The 14,493-nt window shown below is 62.3% G+C and carries 15 protein-coding genes and 1 pseudogene; 9 read left to right on the forward strand and 7 right to left on the reverse strand.

Features of this window, described 5'->3' with window-relative positions:
* Window positions 1-141: 141 nt before the first annotated feature.
* The gene (locus tag ACSKB9_RS00150; RefSeq protein WP_438070994.1) at window positions 142-1,164 is read left to right on the forward strand and encodes an NADP-dependent oxidoreductase; all 1,023 of its coding nucleotides are present in this window, start codon (window positions 142-144) and stop codon (window positions 1,162-1,164) included.
* A gap of 144 nt (window positions 1,165-1,308) precedes the next feature.
* The gene (locus ACSKB9_RS00155; RefSeq protein WP_438079993.1) at window positions 1,309-1,563 is read left to right on the forward strand and encodes a hypothetical protein; all 255 of its coding nucleotides are present in this window, start codon (window positions 1,309-1,311) and stop codon (window positions 1,561-1,563) included.
* A 6-nt stretch (window positions 1,564-1,569) separates the two neighbouring features.
* On the opposite strand, the gene ACSKB9_RS00160 is transcribed toward ACSKB9_RS00155, so the two are convergent.
* Both ACSKB9_RS00160 and ACSKB9_RS00165 read right to left on the reverse strand, forming a co-directional pair.
* A complete protein-coding gene (locus ACSKB9_RS00160; protein ID WP_438070995.1) occupies window positions 1,570-2,406 on the reverse strand; it encodes a metallophosphoesterase family protein in 837 nt (278 codons plus the stop codon).
* Window positions 2,388-2,687 carry a hypothetical protein gene (locus tag ACSKB9_RS00165; RefSeq protein ID WP_438070997.1) on the reverse strand — a complete coding sequence of 100 codons (300 nt, stop codon included), beginning with the start codon at window positions 2,685-2,687 and terminating at the stop codon, window positions 2,388-2,390. The genes ACSKB9_RS00160 and ACSKB9_RS00165 overlap by 19 nt, the downstream gene beginning before the upstream one ends.
* Window positions 2,688-2,793: 106 nt before the next feature.
* On the opposite strand from ACSKB9_RS00165, the gene ACSKB9_RS00170 reads away from it, so the two are divergent.
* Together ACSKB9_RS00170 and ACSKB9_RS00175 are read left to right on the forward strand one after the other, a co-directional pair.
* A complete protein-coding gene (locus tag ACSKB9_RS00170; protein WP_438070998.1) occupies window positions 2,794-3,216 on the forward strand; it encodes an MAPEG family protein in 423 nt (140 codons plus the stop codon).
* Window positions 3,217-3,238: 22 nt separating this feature from the next.
* Window positions 3,239-4,537, forward strand: coding sequence for an RsmB/NOP family class I SAM-dependent RNA methyltransferase (locus tag ACSKB9_RS00175; RefSeq protein ID WP_438071000.1), 1,299 nt, complete (start codon window positions 3,239-3,241; stop codon window positions 4,535-4,537).
* A gap of 136 nt (window positions 4,538-4,673) precedes the next feature.
* Here ACSKB9_RS00175 and ACSKB9_RS00180 read toward each other — a convergent pair whose 3' ends face one another.
* Window positions 4,674-5,948 carry an MFS transporter gene (locus ACSKB9_RS00180; RefSeq protein WP_438071002.1) on the reverse strand — a complete coding sequence of 425 codons (1,275 nt, stop codon included), beginning with the start codon at window positions 5,946-5,948 and terminating at the stop codon, window positions 4,674-4,676.
* Window positions 5,949-6,064: 116 nt separating this feature from the next.
* Here ACSKB9_RS00180 and ACSKB9_RS00185 point away from each other — a divergent pair, with 116 nt between their 5' ends.
* On the forward strand, window positions 6,065-6,514 hold the full coding sequence (locus tag ACSKB9_RS00185) for a winged helix-turn-helix transcriptional regulator (protein ID WP_438071003.1): 450 nt from the start codon (window positions 6,065-6,067) through the stop codon (window positions 6,512-6,514).
* Between the two features lie 185 nt (window positions 6,515-6,699).
* On the opposite strand, the gene ACSKB9_RS00190 is transcribed toward ACSKB9_RS00185, so the two are convergent.
* Window positions 6,700-7,032, reverse strand: coding sequence for a DHCW motif cupin fold protein (locus ACSKB9_RS00190; RefSeq protein ID WP_438071004.1), 333 nt, complete (start codon window positions 7,030-7,032; stop codon window positions 6,700-6,702).
* A 143-nt stretch (window positions 7,033-7,175) separates the two neighbouring features.
* Window positions 7,176-7,547 (reverse strand): nuclear transport factor 2 family protein, encoded by a 372-nt coding sequence (locus ACSKB9_RS00195; protein ID WP_438071006.1) that lies wholly within the window; start codon window positions 7,545-7,547, stop codon window positions 7,176-7,178.
* A gap of 64 nt (window positions 7,548-7,611) precedes the next feature.
* Here ACSKB9_RS00195 and guaA point away from each other — a divergent pair.
* A pseudogene (gene guaA, locus ACSKB9_RS00200) lies at window positions 7,612-9,296 on the forward strand (glutamine-hydrolyzing GMP synthase).
* Window positions 9,297-9,506: 210 nt separating this feature from the next.
* Entirely contained in the window at window positions 9,507-10,427 is a 921-nt protein-coding gene (locus tag ACSKB9_RS00205; protein WP_438071008.1) for a hypothetical protein, read from the forward strand.
* A gap of 111 nt (window positions 10,428-10,538) precedes the next feature.
* On the opposite strand, the gene ACSKB9_RS00210 is transcribed toward ACSKB9_RS00205, so the two are convergent.
* Window positions 10,539-11,792, reverse strand: coding sequence for a DUF3644 domain-containing protein (locus ACSKB9_RS00210; protein WP_438071010.1), 1,254 nt, complete (start codon window positions 11,790-11,792; stop codon window positions 10,539-10,541).
* Here ACSKB9_RS00210 and ACSKB9_RS00215 point away from each other — a divergent pair.
* On the forward strand, window positions 11,779-12,375 hold the full coding sequence (locus ACSKB9_RS00215; protein ID WP_438071011.1) for a hypothetical protein: 597 nt from the start codon (window positions 11,779-11,781) through the stop codon (window positions 12,373-12,375). The genes ACSKB9_RS00210 and ACSKB9_RS00215 overlap by 14 nt on opposite strands.
* A gap of 624 nt (window positions 12,376-12,999) precedes the next feature.
* Here ACSKB9_RS00215 and ACSKB9_RS00220 read toward each other — a convergent pair.
* Window positions 13,000-13,563 (reverse strand): TetR/AcrR family transcriptional regulator, encoded by a 564-nt coding sequence (locus tag ACSKB9_RS00220; RefSeq protein ID WP_438071013.1) that lies wholly within the window; start codon window positions 13,561-13,563, stop codon window positions 13,000-13,002.
* 109 nt (window positions 13,564-13,672) lie between these two features.
* Between ACSKB9_RS00220 and ACSKB9_RS00225 the strand changes: the two genes are divergently transcribed.
* The gene (locus ACSKB9_RS00225) at window positions 13,673-14,329 is read left to right on the forward strand and encodes a glutathione S-transferase (protein WP_438071015.1); all 657 of its coding nucleotides are present in this window, start codon (window positions 13,673-13,675) and stop codon (window positions 14,327-14,329) included.
* Window positions 14,330-14,493 lie beyond the last annotated feature (164 nt).

Raw genomic sequence — 14,493 nt, forward strand, 5'->3', positions numbered from 1 at the left:
TGTGCCTGGCATGATGGCTGTCATTTCAAACAACATTTCAAACAACGCAAAGCGAAAACAGCAAATCCATCTCCCTTGCGGGGAGATGGATTGCATGACTACGTGTGCGCCACGAACCAATCACCCAAGAGGAAAAACCGCATGTCCCAAGGAAAGCGCATCGTTCTGGCTTCGCGCCCGCACGGCGAGCCCACGCCGGCCAATTTCAGGCTCGAGGACTACACGCCGCCGGCACCGGGTGCGGGCGAGGTGCTGCTCCGCACCATCTGGCTGTCGCTCGATCCCTATATGCGTGGCCGCATGAACGACGGCCCGTCCTACGCCGCGCCGGTGCCGGTCAACGGCGTGATGGAAGGCGGCACGGTGAGCGAGGTGATCGCGTCCAACAATCCGGGCTTTGCCAAGGGCGACATCGTGCTGTCGCGCGCGGGCTGGCAGACCCATGCGCTGTCCGACGGCAAAGGGCTTGCCAAGATCGATCCCAAGATCGCGCCGATCTCGACCGCCGTCGGTGTGCTCGGCATGCCCGGCATGACCGCCTATACCGGCCTGCTCGAGATCGGCAAGCCGCAACCGGGCGAGACGGTGGTGGTTGCCGGCGCCTCCGGCGCGGTCGGATCGGCGGTCGGCCAGATCGCGAAGATCAAGGGCGCGCGTGCGGTCGGCATCGCCGGCGGCAAGGACAAGTGCGACTACGTCACGAGGGAGCTCGGCTTCGATGCCTGCCTCGATCATCGCGATCCGGATCTGGCGGCGAAATTAAAGGAAGCCTGCCCGAAGGGCATCGACGTCTATTTCGAGAATGTCGGCGGCGCCGTGTTCGAGGCGGTCTATCCGCAGCTCAACGCTTTTGCGCGCGTGCCGGTGTGCGGCCTGATCGCGCACTATAACGATCGCGAAGCGCGAGCACCGAAATGGGCTTCGTCGATCATGTTCGCGATCCTGACCAAGCGGCTGACCTTCCGCGGCTTCATCGTCAGCGACTTCGCCGCCATGCACGGCGACTTCCTCCGCGACATGTCGCAATGGGTGCGCGAGGGCAAGGTCAAGTACAAGGAGTTCGTGACCGAGGGGCTGGACAGCGCGCCGGAGGCCTTCATGGGCCTGCTCAAGGGCGCCAATTTCGGCAAGCAGCTGGTCCGGGTCGGGCCGGACAAGGCTTGAGTTGAAGGCCCGGAAGCTCCCATTCCGCGCAACAAAGTATCAAAAGCGCCACAATGGCGGGGGATTTGGGGGCCTTTTGGCCCCCATTTGCTTGACGGAGACCCGCAGCAATTGATTCAATGTGGCTATATTTCAGGTGTAGCCATGATTTTTGAAGCTATTGTTTTCGGGGTCATTCTCCTCGCCGTCGGCTATTGGGCGACCATGTTCGTCATGGGCCGCCGCGACGATGTGTTGCATGGAAAATTCGTCGAGGAGCGGCCGGACACGACGCCGGTCCGCTTCATGCCGCACGTATCTCGCGCACGGCCCGCGCCGGCACCACAGCCCGACAAGGACTCGCTGCAGGCGCTGCTCACGGTGATCAAGCAGGACCTGCACGATGCGGCGCGGAGCTGACGCGGCTCAGGCCGGCTGCTTGCCGAGCAGCATCTCCAGGTCGACATCGACCTGGCCCTTCGCCCTGACGTGGCGGACCTCGAAACTGTCGGGCTGGAAGCGGTACTCGACGAGACCGGTTTCCTTGATGCCGATCACCTCCTGCCGCGCGTCGGAGATGACGAAGCCGGCCGACGGCGCCCAGACGTGTCTGACATGCTCGAACGTATAGTCGCGGCGCTGGTGCACATGGCCGCTGCCGACCAGACGCCAATCGACCTTGCCGAGCATCTCGATCAGGCGGCGGCGCGCCGGCTGCGGCACGAAGCGGATCGCGGTCTCGGCGTGCTCGGCATCGTAGGGCAGGTCGAGATAGAGCGGCTTGTGCAGGAACAGCGCGACCGGCCTGCCGACGGCCTTGTCGAGCGCGCCCGCGAGCCAGTCGAACTGCTCGGCCTCGCTGTCGAGGCCGGTGTTCATGATCAGCGAATTCAGCCCGATGAAGCACCAGCCGGCGGCGTCGAAATGCCAGCGGTCCTCGCCGAGCACCGAGGTGAAGGCGCCGCGCGTCTCCTCGGTCGGCAGTTGCGTCGGTGGCGCGCCGACCGCGGTCGGATTGTCGCCGATGTCGTGATTGCCCGGCAGATAGAGGCAATCGACGGGCAGCGCGTTGTGCAGCTCCTTGGCGAACGCCAAGTCGTCGCGGCTGATCGGGCCGTCGAACGAGACGTCGCCGGAGTTGAGCACGAGGTCGGGACGCGTCGCGTCGATGTGCTCGCTGACGCGATGAAAGTTGTCGATCAGCGGCTTGAAGCGGCGCGCGAGATGGGTGTCGGAGATCTGTGTCAGGCGAAATTGGGGCATGCATCGCTCCTTTCGGCCAGAGCATAGGTCGGCGCGAAGTCGGAACGATGACGATTTCGCCGTCTTATTCGATGCCTCGTTTGAAGCCCTGTTTGATGTGTTGTTTGGCTTTGCGCCTTTTGGGGCGGCCGCTGATCGCCAGTTGCCGCACCGACGCCGGCGAGCTCGCCGTCACCGGGCACGCCGCTTCCCGGGGCCTCGCTGTCGAGGATCGGGGTGATGATGCTGATCGCGTCAACCGTGAGGGGCTGAAACCGCCATTGGTCCTGGGAGTTGGTCATCCGGGCTCGGATCACGGTTCAACGGGTTACCGCGCACGCTTCATTGTGTTGGGGGCGAGTGGCGGCTAAGAGGGCGGCGGGCGCCCGCGGCTGAGGGAGATTTTTGATGTCGGTTCAAATGGTTCTGTTACCGGTCTTCATCCAGATCGGGCTCACCTTCGCGCTGTTGTTCGCCATGGCGACGAAGCGCACGAGGGCGCTGACGAGCGGCGAGACCAAGATCGCCGACATCGCGCTGCGCGAGCCGAACTGGCCGGCCCAGGCCACCAAGTTCGGCAACTGCTTCGCCAACCAGTTCGAGCTGCCGATCCTGTTCTATGTCCTGATCGCTATTGCGCTGCCGCTGCGCCGTGCCGATCTGTTCATCGTGCTGATGTCCTGGGTGTTCGTGGTGACGCGGTTTGCCCATGCCGGCGTGTTCGTCACCTCCAACGATGTGCGGCCGCGCTCGCTCGTCTGGTTCGCCGGCGCGCTGGTGCTGGCGGCCATGTGGCTGTATTTCGCGCTCAGACTGCTGCTGCTGATCTGATGCGCCCAACCGAAAGAGATCAATGACCCCCGCTGCCCGGCTTTCCGCCGCGATCGAGCTGATCGCCACCATCGACGCACAGCGCATTCCCGCGGCGAAAGCGCTGAAGGAATGGGGCACCGCGCACCGTTATGCCGGCTCCGGCGATCGCGCCGCGATCTCCGGCCTGATCTGGGACGTGCTGCGCCGGCAATCCTCCGCCGCCTATTTGATGGATGACGCCAGCGCGCGGTCGCGCCTGCTCGGCATGCTGAAGCTCGAACGCGGCATGGACATCGCCACGATCCAGGCGCTGTGCGACGGCGGCCGGTTCGCGCCGGATCCGCTGACCGCGAACGAGGAGGCCGCATTGGCCTCGCGCTCGCTCAGGGATGCGCCGGCGCATGTCGCGGGCGACTATCCGGACTGGCTCGATCCGCATCTGGCAAAGGTGTTCGGCGACGACCGCGCGGCGGAAGCGACCGCGATGGCGAGCCGCGCGCCGCTCGATCTGCGCGTCAACACGCCGCGCGGCAAGCGCGAGAAGGTGCTGCCGCGGCTGTCGCATCTCGGCGCCAGGGAAACGCCGTGGTCGCCGCTCGGCCTGCGCATCGAGCTCGGCGCAGACGCGCGCAATCCCGGCATCCATGCCGAGGAGGATTTCATCAAGGGCGCCATCGAGGTCCAGGACGAGGGCTCGCAGCTCGCCGCGCTGTTCTCGGCGGCCAAGCCCGGCGAGCAGGTGATCGACCTCTGCGCCGGCGCCGGCGGCAAGACGCTGGCGGTGGCGGCGATGATGCAGGGCAAGGGCCGGCTGATCGCGACCGACAGCGACAAGCGGCAGCTTGCGCCGATCCACGAGCGGCTGTCGCGCGCCGGCGTGCACAATTGCGATGTGCGCACGCCGCGCGGCGAGGAGGAGGTGCTGTCCGACATCAAGGCGTCCGCCGACCTCGTGCTGATCGACGCGCCCTGCACCGGCACCGGTACCTGGCGCCGCAATCCCGACGCCAAATGGCGCATGCGCCCCGGCGCGCTCGAGGTGCGGCTGAAGGATCAGGCCGAGGTGCTGGAGCGCGCCGCGCCGCTGGTGAAGGGCGGCGGCCGGATCGCCTACATCACCTGCTCGGTGCTCTCGGAGGAGAACGGCGAGCAGGTCAGGGCCTTCATCGCGCGGCATCCGGAGTTTTCCGTGCAGCCGCCGGAGCAGACCGCAGCGGTGCTGTGGGACAAGGCCGAAGCCTTTGCCGAGGCCGCGCTGCTGTCGCCGGAGGGCTTGCTGATGACGCCACGCCGCACCGGCACGGATGGGTTCTTCGTCTCGGTGTTGAAGAAGGCGTAACGCTTCCCCGCCGTCATTGCGAGGAGCTCGCGACAAAATTGCAGAGCAATTTTGCGCTGAAGCGACGAAGCAATCCATTTCTCCGCTTGCGGCACGATGGATTGCTTCGCTTCGCTCGCAATGACGGGCGTGTCCACTACGCTTCGGAGCACGCACCAATCGGCACCGGCGTCCTGCTCACCACGATGACCCAGTACAGCAGCGCGCAGGCGCTGATCGCGGCACCCAGCACGCAGACGCCGGGCCAGCCGGCGGCCGCATAGGCCATCGTCGAGGTGATCGCGCCAAAACCTGTTCCGATCGAATAGAACACCATGTAGCCGCCGACCAGCCGGCTCGCCGCGTCGGGGCGCGCGGCGACGATCAGGCTCTGGTTGGTGACATGGATCGCCTGCACCGCGAAGTCGATCATCAGGACGCCGGCCACGACCAGCCATAGCGAGGTGTTGAGGCAGGCAATCGGCACCCAGCCGGCGAGCATCAGCAGCAGCGACAGGCCGGTGGTGCGCTGTCCCCAGCCGCGATCGGCGAGCTGGCCGGAATTGCGCGCCGCCAGCGCGCCGGCGAGGCCGGCGATTCCGAGCATCCCGATGGTGGTGTGCGACAACCAGAGCGGGGGTGCCGCGAGCGGCAGCACGACCGAGCTCCAGAACACGCTGAAGCTTGCGAAGATCAAAAGCGCGAACACCGCGCGTTCGCGCAAGACCTGCTCCTCGACGAACAGCGCGAGCGTCGAGCGCAGCAGCTTTGCGTAGGACGATCCGGCCATCGGCTGCGGTGCATGCCGCGGCAGTGCGCGCGCCAACAGCGCCGCCAGCACCAGCGTCAGCGCGGCCGAGGTGAGGTAGACCACGCGCCAACCGCCGAGATCGGCCAGCGCGCCGGCGGCAAACCGTGCGAGCAGAATGCCCGAAACCACGCCGCTGGTGACGGTGCCGATGGCGCGGCCGCGGTCGGCCGGCGCTGCCAGCGTCGCGGCGTAGGCGACCAGCACCTGGATCACGACGGCGAGCAGCCCGACCAGCACCATGCCGACCAGCAGCACCGGGGCGTTGGGCGCGGTGCCGACGATGGTCAGCGCGATCGCCGACAGCACGGTCTGGCCGACGATCAGCCTGCGGCGGTCCCAGAGATCGCCGAGCGGCACGATCAGCATCAGGCCGAAGGCGTAGCCGACCTGGGTCAGCGTCACGACGCCGCCGATCACCGCCGGCGTGATGGAGAGATCCTGCGCCATGGTATCCAGCAGCGGCTGCGCGAAATAGATGTTAGCGACGCTCAGCCCGCAGGCGACAGCGAACAGCAGCACGACGGCGGGAGACAGAGCGCGAGCCGTGGTATCGCCGGACTTGTTGTACGTCTTGTGATCGGCCTCGGCCGATCCGGCCTTGGCCATGGTCTGGTTCGTCATCACGCCTCCGCTGCAATTCGTTCAAGCTGGTCTCATAATGAGACCAGTTGCGCCGGACGCTGTCTAGTCCTATTTTAAGACCAGTTCGGAATCGTGATCGAGGGAGGCGGAGCACGATGAAGCGGACCGCATTTGCAAAAGCGGAATGCCCGGTGGCGCGCGCACTGGACGCGATCGGCGACTGGTGGTCGCTGTTGATCGTGCGCGACGCGTTCGACGGCCTGCGCCGGTTCGGCGACTTCCAGAAGAATCTCGGCATCGCCAAGGGCATGCTGACGACGCGGCTGCGCACGCTGATCGAGCTCGGCGTGCTCGAGCAGGTCGCGGCCTCCGATGGCAGCGCCTATCAGGAATATGTGCTGACCAGGCGGGGCCACGACCTGTTCCCGATTGTGGTCGGCTTGCGGCAATGGGGTGAGGCGCATCTCTTTGCGCGCGGCGAGCCGCATTCGGTGCTGCTCGACCAGGCCGGCCAGGCGGTCGGACAGCTCGTGCTGCCGTCGAAGAGCGGCCTGCCGCTAGGCTGGGCGGATACGAAGGTGAGGAAGGTGGCGCGGCGGCGGTGAGTGCGTGCGCGGGCGATCGCCAACGCTAGCTCGCCCCAGACTCCGACGTCATCCTGAGGTGCGCGCCGGGCGGTGCGTCAGCAGCGCGCGGCGAGCCTCGAAGGATGGGATGGAGCCGGGCTGTCGCCCTTCGAGACGGTCGCTTCGCGACCTCCTCAGGGTGACGGGATAGACAAGGGGTTCATTCAATCCACAATAAACAGCGTCGCACCCGTCTTCGTCGACGAACGGTGCGCGGCGTCGCCGAAGTCGGAGACCTGGTAGCTCATGCCCGGCTTCAGCGTGAATCTGCGGCCGTCGCGCAGCTCGGTGTCGAGCTCGCCCGCGACGACGTAGAGCACATGGCCGCGATCGCACCAGTGATCGGCGAGGTAGCCCGGCGAATATTCCACCATCCGGACCCGCAGCTCGCCGATGTTGAGCATGCGCCACAGCGCCTGTCCGGTCTCGCCGGGATGCACCGTCGGCTCGAGGTTGTTCCAGTCGGTGACGGTGAAGGGCAGGGTCGGGATTTTCATGGGGGTGGTTTCCTGAACGTTCTGCTCAACCTACGATTCCTCTACCGTCATTGCGAGGAGCGAAGCGACGAAGCAATCCATATCTCCGCTTGTTGATACGTGGATTGCTTCGCTGCGCTCGCAATGACGAGGAGAGTGCGCGGTCAACCCACCAGATGGTTCGCCGAGCCCTGCCGGATCTTCCCCTCGGCATCCAGCCGCAAATACTCGCAGATCTTCTTGCCGCGTTCGTTCTGGTAGAACACGACGACGCTGTCGGGCGAGACATAGAGGTCGATCAGCTCGAAATGCAGCTCGGGCAATTTCGCCAGCGCCGTGCTCCAATAGGCCCGCAAGCTCGCCTTGCCGTGCACGGTGCCTGACGCGCCGAAGCCGAGCGGCGGGATCCGGTCCGAGGTCATCTCGGTATCCTCGGCATACATCGCCAGCACCCGCTCGAGGTCGCGCGCGTTCCACGCGGCGATCCAGTCGCGGCCGAGCGCGGCCAGGCGCGACGGGTCGTGAAAATCCGGCATTGGTTTCCTCCACGTGGCTTATGGCCAAATTAGGTCAATAATACTGACCTATATGGATTTGTCCATGCCCAAAGAAGAATGTGGGCGCCCCTTCGAGCGCGGTTGCGGGGGCGGGCGCCGTCGCGTATCTGCTTGCCATGACAGCCCAGCACACAGCCCAAGACACAGTTCAAGCACCGTCGACGCCCTCCGTGGCCTCGGCGCATGACAAGATTCTGATTGTCGATTTCGGCAGTCAGGTGACGCAACTGATCGCCCGCCGCGTCCGCGAGATGGGCGTCTATTCCGAGATCGTGCCGTTCCAGAAGGCGGAGGCTGCCTTCAAGGAGATGAAGCCCAAGGCGGTGATCCTCTCCGGCGGCCCGGAATCGGTGCATGAAACCGGTTCACCGCGCGCCCCGCAGCTGATCTTCGAGTCCGGCGTTCCCGTGCTCGGCATCTGCTACGGCCAGATGACCCTGGCGGCCCAGCTCGGCGGCGAGGTCGAGGGCGGGCACCACCGCGAGTTCGGCCGCGCCGATGTCGAGGTGAAGACCGACAGCCAGCTGTTCGACGGCATCTGGGGCCACGGCGAAAAGCACCAGGTGTGGATGAGCCACGGCGACCGCATCACAAAAATGCCGCCCGGCTTCTCCGTCGCCGGCACCTCGTCGAATGCGCCGTTCGCGATCATCCAGGACGAGACGCGCAAATATTACGGCCTGATGTTCCATCCCGAGGTGGTGCACACGCCCGACGGCGCCAAGCTGCTGCGTAACTTCGTGCGCAGGGTCGCAGGGCTCACCGGCGACTGGACCATGCGGGCGTTCCGCGAGGAGGCGATCGAGAAGATCCGCGCCCAGGTCGGCAAGGGCAAGGTGATCTGCGGCCTCTCCGGCGGCGTCGATTCCGCCGTCGCGGCGGTCTTGATCCACGAGGCGATCGGCGACCAGCTCACCTGCGTGTTCGTCGATCACGGCCTGCTGCGGCTCGACGAGGCCAAGACCGTCGTCGACCTGTTCCGCAACCACTACAACATCCCGCTGGTCCATGTGGACGCTTCGAAAGAGTTTCTCGGCGAGCTCGAGGGCGTCACCGATCCCGAGGTGAAGCGCAAGACCATCGGGCGCTTGTTCATCGACGTGTTCGAGGCCGAGGCCAAGAAGATCGGCGGCGCGGAATTTCTTGCGCAGGGCACGCTCTATCCCGATGTGATCGAGAGCGTCTCCTTCACCGGCGGCCCGTCGGTGACCATCAAGTCGCATCACAATGTCGGCGGCTTGCCGGCGCGCATGAACATGAAGCTGGTCGAGCCGCTGCGCGAATTGTTCAAGGACGAGGTGCGCGTGCTCGGCCGCGAGCTTGGCCTGCCCGAAGTGTTCGTCGGCCGCCATCCGTTCCCGGGCCCCGGCCTCGCCATCCGCTGCCCCGGCGACATCACCAGGGAAAAGCTCGAACATCCTGCGCAACGCGGACGCGGTCTATATCGACCAGATCCGAAAGCACGGCCTCTATGATGCGATCTGGCAGGCCTTTGCGGTGCTGCTGCCGGTGAAGACCGTTGGCGTGATGGGCGACGGCCGCACCTACGAATATGTCGTGGGCCTGCGCGCCGTCACCTCGACCGACGGCATGACCGCGGACTTCTACCAGTTCGACATGAAGTTTTTGGCCGAGACCGCGACGCGCATCATCAACGAGGTGAAGGGCGTGAATAGGGTAGTGTACGACGTGACCAGCAAGCCGCCGGGGACGATCGAGTGGGAGTAGAGATTGATAGCCGAGGCCTCAGTCCGAAATAATCCGCTAATTTCGCGCGAATTCTAGGGCTAGTGAATAGTGGCGAGGGAAGCTGACTTTCCAGCGTCTGTGATCAAGGCGCTGGCCGAACGGGTAGGTTATCGCTGCTCCTTTCCAGATTGTAATGCGCCGACTATAGGTCCAGGCGCAGAGTCGGCGATTAGTACCGCAAAGACCGGAATGGCCTGTCACATCTATGCAGCAGCAGACGGTCCGGCTGCACGTCGAATAGCCCATGGCAAAAGTATCGACGAACTACGTTCGATCGAAAACGGAATCTGGATGTGCTATCGGCATCGTAAGCTCATCGACACCGATGAGTGTAGCTACACGCCGCAATTGTTGGGCGACTGGCGGCGACTTGCAGAGTATCGTGCAAGACTGCGACACGAACTGGGGCGTGAACTCAGTAGTGACGATATGTCCGGGGAGGCTCTGGCGAAGGTCGCCATCGCGATCCGCGCGCCAGAACTAATACGCAAGATCATCGAGGCTATTCAAGTCAGTGATCTCAGCGGCGTCTGGGGGGCACAAACGGCATTGGCGGTGCGAGACTTTGCGATCGAGATCGGCCGCAACGCATTGACACACGGCGGCGCGAATAGCTTCAACCTGACAGTTACCGCGCACACTGTCACCCTTTCTGATGATGGCGCACCATTCTCGCTACAAGACCTGCTCGCATCCAGCAGCCCTCGAGGCGGCACTACGTCTCTCAAGCAAATGCGGAAGCGACTGCCCAATTTGGTGGTCTCTTATGCTTGGCAAGAAGCACGCAACGTAATCACGCTCGCTTCGACGAATGCAATTGACGAAATGCTGTCAATGAATCCCTGCACAACCGACTTTTACGGTGCGATGTCCTCCGTCAAGGCCGCGATGGAATTCATCGATGCACATCCAGGGTGCGGAACGATTTTCCTCCGGCCGACGTGGGGCGCGCTCTCTTACAGCGATCTCGAAAGTCTCGCTTGGGCCATCAATGCCTATGGGTTCCGCCAGCGTGATATTGCATTGATCCTTGAGCCGCATTCTGAAGGAATTCTGGAAGTCATTGCTGAGATAATGCCAAACGTTCGCGTTATCGAAATTCGACGTTAGTTCCCGAGAGTGCGGCAAGCGTAGCCGGGATGGGCCGAGCGATACCCGGACTTTCCCGTCAACGCTTCGCATTTTGTCACGCATGTCGTTCTGCTCATGCGGGCTACGTTGCTAACTTGCGCGGCGTGCTGGAGGCGAGCGTCGATCGAACGTACTCAAGCCATTTTTCGTACCACCACCAGTCGTTGGGTCGTAGTTCGACGCCAAACTGGTGAACAGGATCTTCGCGTCAGCACTCTTCCACAGGAGCTGATGTGCGTGTTGATTGAATTCGCGATGGCCCTCGCGCCGCATAATGTCGATAATGTCCTTCGGCTTGTACTTTTTGCGCTCTGCCTCCTTGACCAGCACGCGTGCAATCTCCTGGCCTTCCGCTGTATCTGGTCGAATGAACTCGATAACTTGGTCCGCCCTTCCCTTCGAATTCACCGAACGCTCTATGTAGGCGACACGATAGGCGTACTTCGGGTCCCTAATGACTTCGTCAGCCAGGCCGTCCTCATACGCGGTATGCGCTGAGATAAAATGAGTGGGTAGGTCAGTATCCTTCAGCAGCAGGTCGCGTTGGTTCTTGGCAATACCGGCAAATTGCAATGCTATGCCAAGTTCGTGGTCGAGGCCGTACTCTGCACCGAATATTGATCGGAGTGCAGCGTTAAAGTTCAAGCAGCAGGCTTGCAATTTGGCGCTGATATAGTCGTCAATTCGCCGGGTCATTTGATGCTCGATCTCATGGCGAATTCCTATCAGAAATCTAAGGTTCGCCTTTGTGGCAACGTCGAGCGGACAGTTTGCATCGGCGAGACAATTCTCTAGCTCCCAATGCTTCTCGGCTCCATGGCGTGTCCTTAGGACTTCACCTGTTCTCCGATCGCGATACCGATAGTCGACGCCGACGCGCCTGAAATGCGCGTGCATTAGGTAAGTCCAGGCAATGACCGCAGTGACAATGAAAACCTCAGATTTGAAGTAGGAACGAGGATTGTTGAAGCCCTGCACAGCATGAAGCATCGCTTCGCGAGCCTTGATCAATAGTTCATCACCAATGAGGTGGAGACCGCTACCGTCAACATTAGGCCACGCCTCAAGAAAGGCAGCCAGTTCCTCTTTCGTGGCTGGCACGACAGTTCCGTGGGTCTTGCCGTCCCGAATATCCTTGATCCGTCCATGGTTGATGGAGCGAGTCGGTCGCGTAAAATAGGCTAGAATGTCCTGATCTGTCTTTCGGGCAGTAGTCGCCATCATTGCCTTAATGATCGCGACCTCGGCACGCTCAAGTCGGTTCTTTGGATTTCTTGCCATCGCTTCACAACAAGTCGGTATACAGCTTTCTGCAATCATTGATTGTGTGGTGAAAATGTTCAAGCCTAACTTAACAAAATCCGAACTGGGCAAGATCATCAAAGGAATGTCGGCCCTCGATATTGCTAGATTTCTCTACTTTCAGGAAATCGCGGGTGCTCATCTCGCGGTGGGGAAGTTCGAGGATATGTTGATCTCAGCGATGCATATGTGCGATCGAGTTAGACTGGAAAAGGCGCTTGGGTCGGACAAAGATCGCTGGGAGCGATCGTTGTCCAAGCGCGCATTGTTGCAAGGCTCTACCCTCGGATCATTGATTAAGATCCTTGAGCGGCATGGCGTGCAAGCGGCAGATATCGCCTACCTTAAATGGATAAAGGAGAAGCGAGACTACTTTGTCCATCGTCTATTTCACGATGGGTCTTGGCCGGGTGACCTGGACGAGGAAGGCTGTCGAATAATGAGGCGGCGACTTCTCGCGATTCAGCTTTGGCTATCTCGAGCAGAGAGAAATGTCTGGTTGATCTTTGAGCGAGCTGGCTTCGTTGAGCTCGACCGGCTGGAAGATGGTGGTCTTCTAGCCACGAACATGGGCATATACGACCTATTGGAATCGGATGCTGAGAGCGTGAACGAGACCTCTTGATGCCTAACGCAAGCCAAATCCGTCTCCACGACATGCGACAAATCACCCCGACGGGCAACTCACCAAAACCTGTCAATCCGGCCTTAAGAAAATATTCCGCTTGGCGTTTGACCCAACTCAGCTGTTCAATATGCGCGTCTCACCCGACACGAGGGGCGGATCGCGATCGTCACGAACGCGGGTCGAGATGCGGTGGACGCTGAATGCGCGACTGACGAGTGCGTGTGAGGCGGACGGCGAAGTCGTGTGGTCCTGACGCCCTAGTGGCAGGTGTCTCTTCACATTGCGCGGTGCGCGTGGCGAAGACGGTGACAAACAAGCCAAGTCTCGCCGGGGAGAGCACGAAGTAAGCCGTAACCCATCGCGCAGGGAAAGCCGGGTTGTTTCCGGTTACACCTGTGGTCCTACCCCCGAGCTTTCTACCCATTGCTCGGGGCCCATGGGTGCGATCGGCACCCGGCTTTCCCTGCGCCCTCTGTTCTCAACGAGGGTGAAACCAAGAGCAAAGCTCGGACGGTTCAGTCGCGAGAATGCGGTTTCATGCCCGCGCGCCGGTTGAAGCGGGCAGGGCGGATCGGCCAGAGAGGCGTGATGCACCACATCGATCATCGAGCCATGGATGAGCTACGCCGGCAGCAGTCCGGCGGCGCGATAGTTGTCGATCGTCGAGTCGTAGAGCGAAATCTCGGAGCGGCTTCTGGCGATGAGCTGCGCGCCGGCGACGGCGGCGAAGATGGCGCGGGCGCGCTGTTCGCTCTTCCTTGCACTGACCAGGCGCGCCGCCACCAGCAGCTTGCTCAGCCACGCCACGTTGACGTCGGCAAAGGTCTGGACCTCCTGCTTCACTGCGTCCGGCAGGTCGTCGACTTCCGCCGACATGAAGCTGCAGAGGCACATGCGATTGTTGTTCTCGAGCGCCTTGCGAAACACATCGGGATATCGACGCAGGCAGCGGACAGGATCGGCCGTTTCTGCCAGCATCGCCTCGAGTTGGGCGGCGGTGTCCTCCCAGTAGCGCCGCGCGACGGCCACGCCGAGATCGGCCTTGCTCGGAAAATGGTGATAGATGCTGGCGGCCTTGATCCCGACTTCGTCCGCGAGATCGCGGAAATTCAAGCCGACATAGCCGCGCGCCTGCGCGGTCCGCTTTGCTGCCGCCAGGATGGCCTCTCGAGAGCTCGAACTCACGTCATTGCCTCACTGCTTCGTTATCTACCAAGTGACAGATAGGCGTTGACCGGCCCGATTTGAAGGCTAATTTTAGCCTACCAAGTGACAGGTAGACACAGGAGTCCTGATGAAGATTTACGATTGGCCAACTGGCCCATATCCGGCCCGCGTTCGCATCGCTTTGGCCGAGAAGAACCTGCGGTCGCAAGTGGAGTTCGTACTGGTCGATCTCTACAAGGGCGAGCACAAGCAGCCCGAATTCCTCGCCAAGAACTACTCCGGCACGCTGCCGGTGCTCGAACTCGACGACGGGACCTTTATTGGCGAGTGCACGGCCATTACCGAGTACCTTGACGCGCTCAATGGCGCGCCGACGCTGACCGGAAGGACGCCGCGCGAAAAGGCTGTGATCCACATGATGAGCAAGCGCGCCGAACTGGAACTGCTCGACGCCATCAGCGTCTATTTCCACCACGCCACGCCGGGTCTCGGGCCTCATGTCGAGATCTATCAGAACCCCGAATGGGGATTCCGTCAGCGCGACAAGGCCCTCAGGGGGATGCACTACTTTGACGGCATTCTGAAAGGACAGCCGTTCGTCGCCGGCGACGCATTCACGATGGCCGATATCACCCTCATAGGCGGCTTGATCTTCGCGGGACTGGTGAACGTGCCGGTGCCGGTGGAATGCGAGGCTCTTTCGGCATGGTATGCAGCGATGCAGGAGCGTTCTAGCGTCAAGAACCGGATAACGATGTCCGAGCCGATCAAGGCACTTGATTGAGATCGTCGTTTGCGAACACCGCCCTCGTGAGCCTTACGCGAGGGCGGATCGCCAGGATAGCAAGCGTAGCCCGGATGAGCGCAGCGATATCCGGGGTTTTCCGATCGGCGCTCCGCGTCTTGTCCCGCATGTCGCTCCGCTCATGCGGGCTACGGGTCAGCAAA

The organism is Bradyrhizobium sp. BR 1433, assembly GCF_051547665.1.
In the GTDB taxonomy this organism is placed as follows: domain Bacteria; phylum Pseudomonadota; class Alphaproteobacteria; order Rhizobiales; family Xanthobacteraceae; genus Bradyrhizobium; species Bradyrhizobium australafricanum.